Origin of the sequence: Chryseobacterium mucoviscidosis, assembly GCF_002177115.1 — a bacterium.
Lineage (GTDB): Bacteria > Bacteroidota > Bacteroidia > Flavobacteriales > Weeksellaceae > Chryseobacterium > Chryseobacterium mucoviscidosis.
On sequence record NZ_MVAG01000071.1, the window covers coordinates 42,931 to 56,796 of the forward strand.

Sequence of the window (13,866 nt, forward strand, 5' to 3'; positions counted from 1 at the left end):
ATAAAAGCGAAGAACTACTCTTCGCTTTTATTTTTTTTCTTTACTCCATGAAAATCTTTGAGATAGAAAGGCTCAAAATAAGCAATATCCTCAAATTCTTTCTGCTCTATTTTTTCAAGTGCTTTTTTAACAAGATATTTTGCAGAAGGATAAACGTTTTCATCAAACACAGCATTTGGAAGCTGTAAAATCTCTTTTGCTTTCTTGGCTCCGTCTCCTGCAAACAGTATTTTTTTGTCTTTGAATTCTTCAAAAGATGTTTCGTCTAGAATTTTAGCCTCAGTTGCAGAAATTTCTTTGCCTGTTTTTCCGTCATAAACCGCCGTATAAACCTCCATTCGTCTCGCATCGATCATTGGTACTATCAAATCGTAGTTCTGGTCTAAAAAAGGCTCTATGATGCTTTCCATAGAATTTACCGCAATCAATGGAATTTTCAGTCCGTAGCAGAAACCTTTTGCAGAAGCTGCACCAATTCTCAATCCGGTATACGAACCGGGACCTTTCCCCAGACAAACGGCTTCAATTTCCTTCATGGAAATTCCGGCTCCTTCCAAGGCCCATTCTACAAAAGTATGCAGACTTTCAGACTGTTTGTAGTTTTCAGAAACTTCTTCCGTTACACACAACAGTTTTTCATTATCGGAAATGGCTACGGAACAGTTTTTTGACGAGGTTTCGAGATATAGAATTTTCATTTTTTAAATTTAAAATCAACAACAAAATCCAAATTGATTGTTTCAGTGCAAATTTATGGCTTTATTTCCACACTTTGCCTGCTCCAGAGTTTCCAGACCGATTTCTCTTTTTTCCAGATTTCCAGCAATGCAAGAATCATTTCGAATTTCTGGCTTTTGTAGGTTCCTGAAACTTTTATTTTTCTTCTAAGTGAGCAGATATTTTTATCTTTTTTAAGCTCTGAAATTTCAATCTGTTCGATCTTATCATAAATTACTTTTTTCGAGCTGAAATCTCTCTTAAAATCCGAATAGTTCTGGATCCATCCATTGGAGTGTCCGAAAGAAACATCATTTTCGAACAAATCTAAAACTCCCGAATCGTTATTCTGTATCAGAGAATCCAGTTTTACCGTCTGAGAAAGGAGTTGTTTTTCCTCTTTAGAATATTTCTGCGAGTATCCAAAAATATAACAGAAGACCAATAACAAAGGTAAAAGTTTCATAATCAAAAACTCAGATTAAGGCTTTCTGTGAATGGTTCTCGGTTCCGCCTGAGCGGAAGGGTAGATCGTCATATCCGAAATACAGACGTGTTTTGGAGCATTGATGCAATAGGCAATGGAATCTGCAATATCTTCTGCTTTCAAAGGCTCATATCCGGCGTAAACCGTTGCTGCTCTTTCGCTGTCTCCTTTAAATCTTACCATAGAAAAGTCTGTCTCTACAGCTCCCGGCTGAATATTCGTTACTTTGATTCCAAATTCCGTAAGTTCGATACGCATTCCTTCGGAAATAACATCCACTGCTTTTTTTGTAGCACAATAAACCACACCATTTGCATAAGTCTGTCTCGCTGCAACAGAACTGATGTTAACGATATGTCCTGAATTTCGTTCTTTCATTCCGGGAATAATCATTTTAGAAACGTACAGAAGTCCTTTCACATTTCCGTCGATCATAGAATCCCAGTCATCCGTTTTTCCGGCAGACAAAGGATCTAATCCATGAGCATTTCCGGCGTTGTTAATTAAAACATCAATATTTTTCCATTCCGAAGGAAGAGAACCGATTGCAGTTTCCAATTCTTCAAGATTTCTGACATCAAATTTCAAACTAAATATTTCGGTATATCCTGAAAGTTCATTTTTTACATTTTCCAGAACTTCAGACCTTCTTCCGCAGATAATTATTCTGTTTCCCTGTTTTGCCAGAAGTTCGGCGGTAGATTTTCCGATTCCGGATGTTGCTCCGGTAATTAATATTGTTTTCATTTTTACTTTTTATTTTTGGATTGTATTATGTTTTTTTGATTATCCGTTATTAATCATACAGCTTTTTAACGCAAAGGATCGCCAAGATTCTTTTTATATACCACCTGTTTTTAATTTCGCAAAGCTACTTCAACAAGCTCAGCATAAACTATTCACTCAGCAAAGAACTCAGAGGTTTTTCAATTATGTCAGATTACGGACAATCCTTTATTAGTATAACAATTTACCAATATAACAATCATTAATGCATTTAATTCAATCTTAAATTAATTTAGTTGGCGTCAAATGCTTCAAAAGCATCGATGATATGTTCGATCATCAGATTTTTATTTTCGTCAGGAAGAACGGAAATGATATCAAATCGTACTTCCTGATTTTTATTGTATTCTTCCATGAAATAATTGGCAGCCGAAACAATCAACTTAATTTTTCGTTTGTTTACGGCTTCCTGTGGAAGATTAAACACATCGGTAGAACGTGCCTTTACTTCAACGACTACAATTAAACTATCTTTTTCGGCAACCAAATCAAGTTCTGCTTTTTGGTATCGAAAGTTTCTTACCAAAATTTTGTAGCCGTTTTTCTGTAAATATTCAGCGGCCAATTCTTCTGCTTTTTTACCAAAATCGTTATGATCTGCCATTATTGAGATAAAGTGTTTGAGAGTTTTTGAGTTATTAAATATTTTCTCTATCTATTAATTTTTCATAAACTTCTTCCAACCATTCTGTTATATTTTCATGAAATTTTCCAAACAACAGTTCCTGTTCTGTTTTTAAAAATTGCTTTTTAAAAATGTAAGGACTTACATTAACCCAGAATTTTATTCCTTCAATGTAAAATTAATAATCTTCATGCCTTACATCAAGTGGGGTATATTGTTTTTTTTCTTCTTCTGTTAATGGAGGGTTTCGAAGTCGTGAAAAGAAAGTAAAGCCTTTAAATTTTCTTTTAAACTGTTTGAAAGAACATCATTAAATACTGTTTCCTGTCTATAATTTTTAGAATTATTTTTATCTAAAGTTTCGTTATCACGATATTTTTTATACCAATTAAACTTAAGGATATAATTGTAATCACTGTAAATTTCTAAATGTATTATTCGGATTTCATCATATAATCCCGATAATCCCGGACTGAAACTATAATCAACTAATAAACTCCTCACACTAAAAACTCAATCTTAACCTTATTCTTAACCTCCATTCTCACGTTTCCACCAATAATCAACGGTCTGTTGTCTTTGATGTGTCCATTCGGGAAACCGAAAACTGTTGGGAAATTGTACTTTGAAATTCTGTCGGCAATTAACTTGTAGGCAAATTCATCAAAGCTTTCTTCGTATTGTTTATTTTCTTTTTCATCGCCCATATTGGTCATTCCGCCGATAATCAACCCTGAAATTTTATTATAAACTCCGGCTAATTCAAGACTCATGATCATTCTATCGAGAGCATAAAAATTTTCGCCAATATCTTCAATGAAAAGAATTTTATCTTTAAAATCAAAGGAATATTTCGTTCCTAAAAGCGCATAAATCAAGGCTAAATTTCCACCGACTATCTGTCCTTCAACGTTTCCTTTTTTATTAAACTGATGCGAAGAGAGGGTATATTTAAGGGGTTTTCCTTTTAAAACATTAAAAACAAGATCGTAGCTTTCTTCGGTAACGCCAAAGCTCGACGTTTTTACAGTCTGTCCGTGAATGGATGCAAAACCTTTTTTCAGCAAATAACTCTGAATTACGGTATTGTCTGAATATCCAATGTACCATTTCGGATTTTTGGCAAAGTTTTTAAGATTAAGATGCTGAATGAGATGCTGACAACCGTAACCGCCTCTTGAAGCCCAGACTGCGGAAATTTCGCTGTCATTGAGCGCCCAGTTCATGTCTTTTAATCTTTCCTGCTCCGTTCCTGCGTAATTGTATCCGTTCGCATATTTCGTGTAAAGATGTTCTCCCAAAACGGGTTCGAAACCTTTACTTTTAATCATTTCGATTCCCTTTTCAAGCTGGGAAGATTCTACGGCTCCCGCAGGAGAAATAATGGCTATTTTATCGCCTTTTTTCAGAGATTTTGGAAAGATTGTTTTATTCATTTGTCTTTTTGTATTTTACTTCGGTTTTCTCTGCTTCTTCCAGTCTTTTATCAAATTGATTGAATTTTTTAAAGCTCTGCAAGAAGATAAAGAAACTGAATATGATGAGAATTCCGCCAACAATTCTTCTGATTCTGTTGGCTAATTTTTGGGTAAGTCTGTCGTGAAACTGCTTCGCAAGGAATATTTTTACCAGATCGATAAAGAGATACGTTCCGATGACGATTCCGATGTATAAAATAAAATTGCTGGTATCCGGATACTGATTTCTTACCGAAATAACGGTGACAAGCCAAAAAAGGATGACTCCGACATTCAGAAGATTAAAGAAAAAACCGTTGACGAATGTTTTAAAATAGTTCTGATTGATGAATTTTTCTTCTCCGGGAATATGCATCTTGGTTTTGGTAACCATCATCACAATTCCGTACACAAAGATCAGAATGGCGGTAATCCTGTAAAATCCGGGATGTTTATCGATGAGCGTTACAATATCTGCACTCGCATAATACGCTGCCAAAATGCACAGAAGATCTGCAGAAATAACGCCTAAATCCAGTGCTAAAGCATGTTTCGGACCTCTCGAAAAGCTGGTTTCAATTAAAAGGAAAAAAATAGGTCCTATAAAAACCAGACTCAGCATGAATCCTAAAACGATGGCAGATAATATAAGTTCAAACATTCAGTGGTGTTTTCAATGAAATAATTTCATCTATTTATACAAAGTTAGTTTTTATGTTGTAAAAAGCAAATAAGAAAAGCATCGGATCAATTAATACTTATCAAACTCATACAATTCATAATATTCTATAAGTTTATCTTTGTATTCCTGTCTCAATTTCGGGAAAACATAAAAAATCCATTGCTTAGAATAGATATAATGCGATAAAAAATTTCTTTTAAAGGAATAATATGATTCCAGATAGTTCTTCCAACTTTCATGATATTTTTCAAGTGAAGAAAGAGATTCAGGATCATTTTTTCTGATCTTTTCATGAAGTTTTAGATAAATATTTTCAATTTCTTCTTTCCAGGAATTTTCTTCAATTCTAAAATTATTAATTACATCGACATCAGATCCTTTACCGTCATCAAAACTTTTAATTCGGGTTAAAGCTGATTTCAGAGACGGACTGTACGGTAAGCTGTCTTTTATAAAATGAGACTGATCGCTCTTTTCAGTAACTATTTTCTGTTCATTTCTTTTGCATTCAATACATAATAGCAAACCCAGTAAAACAGCTACAGTATTCATATTTCTTATAAATCTAAAACAGTATTTTCCCATCAAATAAATTTTAAGTAAAATAAAAAAAACTGCAATCTCTTGCAGTTTCTAAATATAGTTCTTTATTGTAAAATCTAATCAACAATCTTGAAATCCAATTGTTTTTGAATCAGATTTGCCTTTACCACTTTGATCTGAACCTGATCTCCCAACTGGTATTTTTTACCATGCCTGTTTCCGTACACAGCGTGGGTTTTTGCATCATAAGAGTATGAATCGTCCGTTAAATCTCTTAATTTGATTAATCCTTCTGCACCGTTTTCCGGAATTTCTACCCAGAAACCGAATTCCGCAACACCCGAAATAACCCCGTTGAAAGTTTCTCCCAAATGTTTCTCCATAAATTTCACCTGCATGAATTTTATCGAATCTCTTTCCGCATCTGCCGCCAGTCTTTCCATATAACTGCAGTGTTTTGCTTTTTCTTCAAGATCTGCCTTGTTCGGAGATTTTCCGCCATCAAGATAATGCTGCAACAATCTGTGTGCAATTAAATCCGGATAACGACGGATAGGAGAGGTGAAGTGGCTGTAATAATCGAATCCCAATCCGTAGTGACCAATAGGTTCTGTAGAATAAACCGCCTTGCTCATGCTTCGCATCGCCAGAGTTTCGATCATATTTTCTTCACCTTTACCTTTTACATCATGCAGTAATTTATTTAAAGATTCCGCTACTTTTTTGGTATTTGCTAAGTCCATTTTATATCCGAAAGTCGACACAAAATCTCTCAAAGATTCCAGTTTTGCAGGATCCGGATCGTCGTGAACCCTGTAAATAAAAGTATTCTGCGAAATTTCCCCTCTCTTGTTCAGAGAAACAAATTCCGATACTTTTTTATTCGCCAACAGCATAAATTCTTCAATTAAATGATTGGAATCTTTGCTTATTTTAAAGTAAACTCCAATAGGCTCGTTGTTTTCATCCAGATTGAACCGTACTTCACTTCTGTCGAAAGTAATTGCTCCGTCTTTGATTCTTTTCTGACGCATGATTTTTGCCAGTTGATCCAAAACGAGGATTTCTTCTTTGAAATCGCCGTCTTTTCCTTCAATTCTTTCCTGCGCTTCTTCGTACGTAAATCGTCTGTCTGAATGAATTACCGTTCTTCCAAACCACTGTTTTTTAATCTCGGCTTTGTCATTCAGCTCAAAAACGGCTGAAAAAGTAAATTTATCTTCGTGCGGACGAAGCGAACAGACATCATTACTTAAAACTTCCGGAAGCATCGGTACAACGCGGTCTACCAAATATACGGAAGTCGCTCTCTGGTAAGCTTCATCATCCAGAATTGTTCCCGGAACCACATAATGAGAAACATCCGCAATATGAACTCCGATTTCCCAGTTTCCGTTGTCTAATTTTCTGATGGATAAAGCATCATCAAAATCTTTTGCATCTTTCGGATCGATGGTGAAGGTTGTAATTCCACGCATATCCCATCTTTTTGCAACTTCTTCTTCATTGATGCTTCTGTCGATTTTATCTGCATCTCTTTCCACTTCTTCAGGGAATTCGTACGGCAGTCCGTATTCCGCAAGAATAGAGTGGATCTCCGTTTCATGTTCTCCGGGAGCTCCTAAAACCTGGATAATTTCTCCTTCCGGATTTTTATCTCCCGGTCTCCATTCCGTCATTTTTACGATCACTTTATTGCCGTCTTCCGCACCTCCAAATTTCGGTTTAGGAACAAAAATATCGGTATTAATGGTCTTTTTATCGCAAACCACAAAACCAAAATCTTTATGAGGAACGATCTGCAAAGTTCCCACAAATTCTGTTCTCGTTCTTTCTAAGACTTCCAAAACAGAACCTTCCAGTTTTTTGCCTTTATAGGTATAGGTTACAATTAATACTTTATCGCCCTGCAAAGCATCTTTTACGTTTTTGGAGTGGATAAAAATATCATCTTCAAGACCTTCTACCTTTACATAAGCATTACCGGACTGGTTGAAATCGATAATTCCTGTTAACGTTCCTTTGATATTAAGGTTAACAATATATTTTCCTTTTTCTGTTTCTTTAATTCTTTCGGCAGCCTGCAATCTGTGCAGTGCCTGAATCACAAGCTCTCTCTGTCTCGGATTCTTATAATCTATTCCGTCTGCAATCTGCTTATAGTTGTAGACTTTCGTGGAATTTTCATTCATAAATCTAAGGATCAGTTTTCCGATTTCCTTTAGTTTATGTTCGTTTTTCTGACTTATATATTTTCTTTTTTTTGCCATTTTAATTTGTAATTCGTTAAATTTTCAATTCTGATCTCCCGATCAGAGGGATTTAAATCATCCTTTAACAAGAGATTTTTTAAATCTTAAAGTTTAGTTTATTGGTAAAAACCCATCAATTTTCCTTCCATTTATTCTACAACGGAAGTTTTAGTTTTGTATAAATTTAATACAAATATGGAGAAGAGTGGAGAAAAACCTTTTAATAATGTGTTTTTAAATTTTCTACAGGCTTGTATGGAAATAATAGATGGTAATTTCTATTGGACGCTGCAAATATACAAAATAAAAAATAAATAAGGCTTGCAATTTGATTTACAAGCCTTTATACTTTTAGCAGAATGCAATTTTATCTACTCTGTTCTGATGTCTACCTCCTTCAAAGTCTGTAGAAAGGAATTTTTCAGCAATTTCAATAGCCACTTCCTTTGATATGAATCTTGCAGGGATCGAAATCATATTGGCATCATTATGCTGTCTTGCCAAGGAAGCAATCTCCGGCATCCAGCAAAGTGCGCAGCGAATCTTCTGATGTTTGTTGGCAGTGATCTGAACACCGTTCCCGCTTCCGCACAGCAAAATTCCCAGTTCATTTTCACCGTTTTCAACAGATGTAGCAGCGGGGTGTACAAAGTCCGGATAATCCACACTGTCTGTGGAAAACGCGCCAAAATCCTGAATTTCAAAACGTTCTGAAAGATAGTTCTTAACAATCTCCTTGTATTCATAGCCTGCGTGATCTGCAGCAATTGCTATTTTTCTTTTCATAATACTTGTATTAAGCCTTTAATAGATTTATTCCACACAAAGTTAAGTATAATGTGGATAAGTCTTAAATTTTTGCGAGTTAATTGTGAAAACGCTTGTGGGTAACTGTTGAAAAAAGTTCTAAAACTAAAGTTTCGTAACATTGAAAAATTTTGTAATGGAATTTTACTTTCATAGATCCGACATTTTTTTACACAAAGTTATTGGGGAGAATTCTCAGTCTTTTCCATAAAATATTTATTAATAATAGTAAATTCTGAAAGTTACCCACAATTGTTAATAACAATGTGAAATACTCTAATATCAATGGATTACAATGTATATAAGTTGTGAATTGGCTTAAAATTAAATGTGGTAAAGTATTTCATTAAAATTTATCCCCTAAACTAACAATACTCAACAACAGTATCATTTTTCTTTTTTTAAGAGAAAAGAAATTATGTTGATTGATGAATGATGAGTCTGCGGGAAACTTTTTGAAAACTTTTCAAAGCTTGAATCGTTCTGAAAATTTTAAAATCTTACATTTGTGAAACAAAATTTGAACGAAATGAATGAACCCGACCTGCCGGAAAAAATGAAGCCAATGGATTCTCAAAGTCGGTTCACTTTACCCGAAAAAATATAAAATGTACATATGAAAACAATCAATGATTTCAATTTCAATGAAAAGAAGGCTCTTGTAAGAGTGGATTTCAATGTTCCGCAGGACGACCAGCTTAAAGTAACAGACAATACGAGAATTGTTGCGGTAAAACCAACCGTGGATAAAATCCTTAAAGATGGCGGTTCTGTAATTCTAATGGCTCACTTGGGAAGACCAAAAGGGGAGGTTAAAGACGAATTTTCACTGAAACATATCGTAGACGAGGTTTCTGAGGTTTTAGGACAGGAAGTTAAGTTTGTGGACGAATGTGTTGGAGAAAAGGCTGAAAAGGCTGCTTCTGAGCTTAAACCGGGAGAAATTCTTTTGTTGGAGAATCTGCGTTTTCATAACGAAGAGGAAAAAGGCGATGAAGCTTTTGCAGAACAGCTTTCTAAATTAGCAGATGCGTATGTAAATGATGCATTCGGGACAGCTCACAGAGCGCATGCCTCAACGGCGGTTATTGCTAAATTTTTCCCATCAACTAAATTTTTCGGTTTATTGATGGCTAAAGAGCTTCAGGCGATTGATAAAGTATTAAAAAGCGGTGAAAGACCTGTTACAGCTATTCTTGGTGGTTCTAAAGTTTCAACTAAAATTACCATTATAGAAAATATTTTACCGGCAGTTGATAATTTAATCATTGGAGGCGGAATGGCGTTTACTTTCATTAAGGCTTTAGGCGGAAAGATCGGTACCTCCTTAGTGGAAGAAGATAAGTTACCTTTAGCACTGGAGATTTTAGAAAAAGCGAAGGAACATAAAGTAAAAGTTTATCTTCCGTCTGATACAGTAATTGCTGAAAGTTTCAGTAATGATGCCGACAGAAAAGAAGTGGATATTTACGAAATTCCTGAAGGTTGGATGGGACTGGATGCAGGTCCGAAATCTAGAGATCAGTTCAATGATGTATTGTTAAATTCCAGAACGATTCTTTGGAACGGACCGATCGGAGTTTTCGAAATGTCTAACTTTGCGGCAGGAACTATTGCATTGGGAGACAGTATTGCTGAAGCTACAAAATTGGGAGCTTTCTCTTTAGTAGGAGGAGGAGACAGTGTTGCGTTTGTGAAACAATTCGGTTACGGAGAAAAAGTAAGTTATGTTTCTACCGGAGGAGGAGCGATGTTGGAAAGTCTGGAAGGTTTGGAACTTCCGGGTGTTGCTACCATTAACAATTAAGAAAATTAATTTATATATCTGAAGTCCGCTGATTTTTTCGGCGGACTTTTTATTTTAAGCTTGCTCAAAGTCATTTTAAATTTAACCGCAAAAGATAAAAAAGACTTTATTGAATTTATTTAAAGTATTACAAAAGTCTGCAAAGAGAAAAATCTTTGATTTTTTTACTTATGTATTCTTTTTCAGTTTAAGTATTAAATTTAAGAAACTAAAGTGTTTAAATCTTTTGTTATATAAAAGTTTAAATATTGTTCTTAAAAAACGATCAATATTTTTAATTTTCAAATGCGAAGAACAAATTAACAATTTTCATTTTTGATTTATCGAGGAATAAATTCTCAAATTTTGAAAATTTCCAGATAATTTAAATTTCTGAAATGGATAAAAATTTTTGCTGATTCAATTTTTGCTTATTTGTTCATATTTGAGCTAATTTGAAAATTTACCCGAAAATCAAAAAATATGATGATGTTGTAATGATTAAAATTTTCAAGATTCTAAAAGGATGAAAATTGAAGTTTTTAAAAACTATTGTTAATTTTCTAATTTTCAAAAAATAGAGTCAAATCTTAAGTTACTAACTTTTTACTAACATATTCTAAAATTCTGGAGTGATTTTTCCAAAATTTAATCTTGTGAAAAAAATATTCTGAAAATTTAATCGAGTAGGGGAGGTGATAAAAAATAAAATCCCGGAGAATTTCCCGGGATTTTGATTTTCAAGGCTCAAATTCTGAAAAATTGACATTCAGAAATGGCTTAAATTTCGATTTTCTACTTTTTTTCGATAATGTATATCAAACTTGAAAATTCGTTCGAAAAAAGGGCTTTTACGTTAGAAATCGTTCCGAAGATCGTTGCTTTTAGCCAAAATAGGGATGATTTTTTATATTTTTCGCTTAGCATAGAGATGTAATAAGAATCCAAAACCAAAGGTTTGATTTTTCTCATTTTCCAGTTGGGTTTTTTAGCAATCAGATTTTCCATACCGTTTTTTGAAAAATGATAGATGTGTCTCGGAACATCATACGCTGCCCAATATTCTTTATAATGTTTCGCATCGTATGAAGTAGGATTGGGAACGGCAATAATCAACAGTCCTTTGTCTTTCAGTTTACGATTGAAAATTTCGAGCATCTCGTCCTGATTTTCGATATGTTCAAAAACATGCCATAAAGTAATTGCGTCCAGACTTTTATCTTCAATGGAATGAATATTATCTAAAATAGTAGCTTTTGAAATTTTATTCTGGGCTGCTTTTCTTGCATCTGCATCCGGTTCAAAACCGAAAGTTTCGAAATCATTTTCTATAAACTTTACAAATTCTCCGGCTCCGCAACCGTAATCCAATACTTTTGATCCTTTGCTGATTCGATATAAAAGTATATTTTTTTTGTACTGCAAATTAAAGGATTGTAAAAATTTATACAATTTTTCTTTAAGACTTCCGGAATCCTGATGGTGGGAAATATAATCTTCACTTTCATAATATTTTGAAATATTGGATGGAATAGGGGAGGTCTTGAAAACTCCTTTTGTATCTGTTTCAATAATTTCAAAAATTTCCTGAGATAGAAAATGATCTTTTATTTTCATTTGATTTTTCTTTAAAATTAAAAATTAAGATATTCAGACCTTTGTATAAGCTCATAAATACCTTAATTTTTGATTGTATTTTTATGAATGTTTCACGTGAAACATTTTCGTTTTAGCGTCCTAAATAAACTAATAAAACGTTAATATCTGCAGGCGAAACTCCGCTGATTCTTCCAGCCTGTGCAATTGTTTTTGGTTTTACATTCGTCATCTTCTGCTTGGCTTCTGCGGAAAGACTTGAGATCTTTGTATAATCGAAATCTTCCGGAATTTTAATGTTTTCCAGACGGTTCAGTTTTGCTACATTTTCTTTTTCTTTCTCAATATAGCCTCTATATTTGATATTCACTTCTGCCTGTTCTCTTACTTCATCATCAAATTTAGAAGAAACTTCGTTGATAAAGTCGATCTGATCCAGTTTTTCCAACGTCATATTCGGTCTTGTAAGAATCTGCGCTGCTCTGTAAGCCTGATCAACAGGGCTGCTTTCGATCGTTTCCAGAATAGGATTAATTACTCCCGGCTTTAAAGAGGTTTCCCGAAGAAAGCTTTCAAGTTCTTCGCTCTGAGCGACTTTCTCATTCACTCTTTTTAAGCGTTCTTCTTTGGCTAAACCTAAATCAAAAGCTTTTTGCGTTAATCTGATGTCTGCGTTATCCTGTCTTAAAAGAAGTCTGTATTCTGCTCTTGAGGTAAACATTCTGTACGGTTCTTCTGTTCCTTTTGTGATAAGATCATCAATTAAAACTCCGATGTAAGCTTCATCTCTGTTAAGGATAAATTCATCCTGTTCCTTTACTTTGTTGTGAGCGTTAATTCCGGCAATAAGACCTTGTCCGGCTGCTTCTTCGTATCCCGTTGTCCCGTTGATCTGTCCCGCGAAGTACAAATTATCAATTAATTTTGTCTCCAAGGTATGCTTCAATTGGGTAGGAGGGAAGTAGTCATATTCAATAGCATAGCCCGGACGGAATACTTTTACGTTTTCGAATCCCGGAATATGTTTCATTGCTTTGATCTGCACATCTTCCGGAAGGGAAGAACTGAATCCGTTTACATAGATCTCTACTGTTTTCCACCCTTCAGGTTCTACAAACAACTGATGTCTGTTTCTCTCTGCAAAACGGTTGATCTTATCTTCAATACTCGGACAATATCTTGGTCCTAAGCTTTGAATCGTACCATTGAACATTGGGCTTCTGTCGAAACCTTCACGTAAAATATCATGTACTATTTCGTTGGTATAAACAATGTGACAGCTTAATTGTTTGGTTAATTTAGGAGTATCTAAATAGCTGAATTTTTGAGGATTTTCATCTCCTTTCTGTTCTTCCATTTTAGAATAATCCAGACTTCTTCCGTCTACGCGGGGTGGGGTACCAGTCTTCATTCTTCCTGCTTCAAAACCTAAAGAAACGAGCTGTTCTGTAATACCGAAAGCTCTTGGTTCGCCCATTCTTCCGCCTCCTAATTGTTTGTCTCCAACGTGGATCAAACCATTAAGGAAAGTTCCGTTGGTAAGAACTACAGAATGTCCTTTGATCTCTATTCCTAATGAAGTAACTACTCCGGCAACTTTATTATTTTCGATAATAAGCTGTTTTACCATATCCTGAAAGAAATCAAGATTGGGTGTATTTTCTAAAGCCAAACGCCATTCTTCCGCGAAAAGCATTCTGTCGTTTTGTGTTCTTGGCGACCACATGGCAGGACCTTTGGAAAGATTCAGCATCTTGAACTGGATCGCAGATTTGTCTGCTACAATTCCGGAATATCCTCCCATCGCATCGATCTCTCTTACGATCTGTCCTTTTGCAATTCCTCCCATTGCAGGGTTGCAGCTCATCTGTCCGATGGTCTGCATATTCATTGTAATAAGCAGCGTCTTTGAACCTAAATTGGCTGCTGCAGCGGCGGCTTCACATCCTGCGTGACCGGCACCCACTACAATTACATCATATATTTCTGAAATCATTTTTTTTGCTTGTTTTAAGCCTTAATTTTTACTCTTTTTTACAAATGTTTCACGTGAAACATTTGTAAATTTTATTGTCTTAAATATGTTCTGTTGCGCTTTATTTAGCCACGATCGCAGCATTTGTCTGAG

General features: G+C 34.9%; 12 protein-coding genes. 1 reads left to right on the forward strand and 11 read right to left on the reverse strand.

Translation table 11 applies throughout. The features are described from left to right. Positions 1-14 precede the first annotated feature (14 nt). The 9 genes from tsaB to rpiB all read right to left on the reverse strand — a co-directional run bounded on the left by tsaB (position 15) and on the right by rpiB (position 8,335). Positions 15-698: a tRNA (adenosine(37)-N6)-threonylcarbamoyltransferase complex dimerization subunit type 1 TsaB gene (gene tsaB, locus B0E34_RS03085; protein ID WP_087706659.1), complete on the reverse strand. Its 684-nt coding sequence runs from the start codon at positions 696-698 to the stop codon at positions 15-17. Positions 699-751: 53 nt separating this feature from the next. Next, on the reverse strand, positions 752-1,183 hold the full coding sequence (locus tag B0E34_RS03090) for a nuclear transport factor 2 family protein (RefSeq protein WP_087706661.1): 432 nt from the start codon (positions 1,181-1,183) through the stop codon (positions 752-754). A 15-nt stretch (positions 1,184-1,198) separates the two neighbouring features. Beyond that, positions 1,199-1,951: an SDR family NAD(P)-dependent oxidoreductase gene (locus B0E34_RS03095; protein WP_087706663.1), complete on the reverse strand. Its 753-nt coding sequence runs from the start codon at positions 1,949-1,951 to the stop codon at positions 1,199-1,201. Between the two features lie 271 nt (positions 1,952-2,222). Then, positions 2,223-2,594 carry a YraN family protein gene (locus tag B0E34_RS03100; protein WP_087706665.1) on the reverse strand — a complete coding sequence of 124 codons (372 nt, stop codon included), beginning with the start codon at positions 2,592-2,594 and terminating at the stop codon, positions 2,223-2,225. A gap of 521 nt (positions 2,595-3,115) precedes the next feature. Next, the gene (locus B0E34_RS03110) at positions 3,116-4,051 is read right to left on the reverse strand and encodes a S66 peptidase family protein (protein ID WP_087706670.1); all 936 of its coding nucleotides are present in this window, start codon (positions 4,049-4,051) and stop codon (positions 3,116-3,118) included. Further along, complete coding sequence (locus tag B0E34_RS03115; protein WP_076391058.1) at positions 4,044-4,733, reverse strand: LysE family translocator; 690 nt, start codon at positions 4,731-4,733, stop codon at positions 4,044-4,046. The genes B0E34_RS03110 and B0E34_RS03115 overlap by 8 nt, the downstream gene beginning before the upstream one ends. A gap of 90 nt (positions 4,734-4,823) precedes the next feature. Then, positions 4,824-5,306: a hypothetical protein gene (locus B0E34_RS03120; protein ID WP_123956523.1), complete on the reverse strand. Its 483-nt coding sequence runs from the start codon at positions 5,304-5,306 to the stop codon at positions 4,824-4,826. A gap of 107 nt (positions 5,307-5,413) precedes the next feature. Beyond that, entirely contained in the window at positions 5,414-7,567 is a 2,154-nt protein-coding gene (gene rnr, locus B0E34_RS03125; protein WP_087706674.1) for a ribonuclease R, read from the reverse strand. 333 nt (positions 7,568-7,900) lie between these two features. Beyond that, positions 7,901-8,335, reverse strand: a complete 435-nt coding sequence (gene rpiB / locus B0E34_RS03130) for a ribose 5-phosphate isomerase B (RefSeq protein WP_087706676.1) — start codon at positions 8,333-8,335, stop codon at positions 7,901-7,903. A gap of 637 nt (positions 8,336-8,972) precedes the next feature. Between rpiB and B0E34_RS03135 the strand changes: the two genes are divergently transcribed. Beyond that, positions 8,973-10,163, forward strand: coding sequence for a phosphoglycerate kinase (locus B0E34_RS03135; protein ID WP_087706678.1), 1,191 nt, complete (start codon positions 8,973-8,975; stop codon positions 10,161-10,163). A 774-nt stretch (positions 10,164-10,937) separates the two neighbouring features. On the opposite strand, the gene B0E34_RS03140 is transcribed toward B0E34_RS03135, so the two are convergent. Both B0E34_RS03140 and mnmG read right to left on the reverse strand, forming a co-directional pair. Continuing rightward, positions 10,938-11,759 carry a class I SAM-dependent methyltransferase gene (locus B0E34_RS03140; RefSeq protein ID WP_087706679.1) on the reverse strand — a complete coding sequence of 274 codons (822 nt, stop codon included), beginning with the start codon at positions 11,757-11,759 and terminating at the stop codon, positions 10,938-10,940. Between the two features lie 112 nt (positions 11,760-11,871). Next, complete coding sequence (gene mnmG / locus B0E34_RS03145; protein ID WP_087706681.1) at positions 11,872-13,734, reverse strand: tRNA uridine-5-carboxymethylaminomethyl(34) synthesis enzyme MnmG; 1,863 nt, start codon at positions 13,732-13,734, stop codon at positions 11,872-11,874. Positions 13,735-13,866: the final 132 nt, after the last annotated feature.

Bases quoted from the DNA above. Each gene is read 5' to 3' on its own strand.
- tsaB (WP_087706659.1), bottom strand. From the start codon at position 698: ATGAAAATTCTATATCTCGAAACCTCGTCAAAAAACTGTTCCGTAGCC.
- B0E34_RS03090 (WP_087706661.1), bottom strand. From the start codon at position 1,183: ATGAAACTTTTACCTTTGTTATTGGTCTTCTGTTATATTTTTGGATAC.
- B0E34_RS03095 (WP_087706663.1), bottom strand. From the start codon at position 1,951: ATGAAAACAATATTAATTACCGGAGCAACATCCGGAATCGGAAAATCT.
- B0E34_RS03100 (WP_087706665.1), bottom strand. From the start codon at position 2,594: ATGGCAGATCATAACGATTTTGGTAAAAAAGCAGAAGAATTGGCCGCT.
- B0E34_RS03110 (WP_087706670.1), bottom strand. From the start codon at position 4,051: ATGAATAAAACAATCTTTCCAAAATCTCTGAAAAAAGGCGATAAAATA.
- B0E34_RS03115 (WP_076391058.1), bottom strand. From the start codon at position 4,733: ATGTTTGAACTTATATTATCTGCCATCGTTTTAGGATTCATGCTGAGT.
- B0E34_RS03120 (WP_123956523.1), bottom strand. From the start codon at position 5,306: ATGAATACTGTAGCTGTTTTACTGGGTTTGCTATTATGTATTGAATGC.
- rnr (WP_087706674.1), bottom strand. From the start codon at position 7,567: ATGGCAAAAAAAAGAAAATATATAAGTCAGAAAAACGAACATAAACTA.
- rpiB (WP_087706676.1), bottom strand. From the start codon at position 8,335: ATGAAAAGAAAAATAGCAATTGCTGCAGATCACGCAGGCTATGAATAC.
- B0E34_RS03135 (WP_087706678.1), top strand. From the start codon at position 8,973: ATGAAAACAATCAATGATTTCAATTTCAATGAAAAGAAGGCTCTTGTA.
- B0E34_RS03140 (WP_087706679.1), bottom strand. From the start codon at position 11,759: ATGAAAATAAAAGATCATTTTCTATCTCAGGAAATTTTTGAAATTATT.
- mnmG (WP_087706681.1), bottom strand. From the start codon at position 13,734: ATGATTTCAGAAATATATGATGTAATTGTAGTGGGTGCCGGTCACGCA.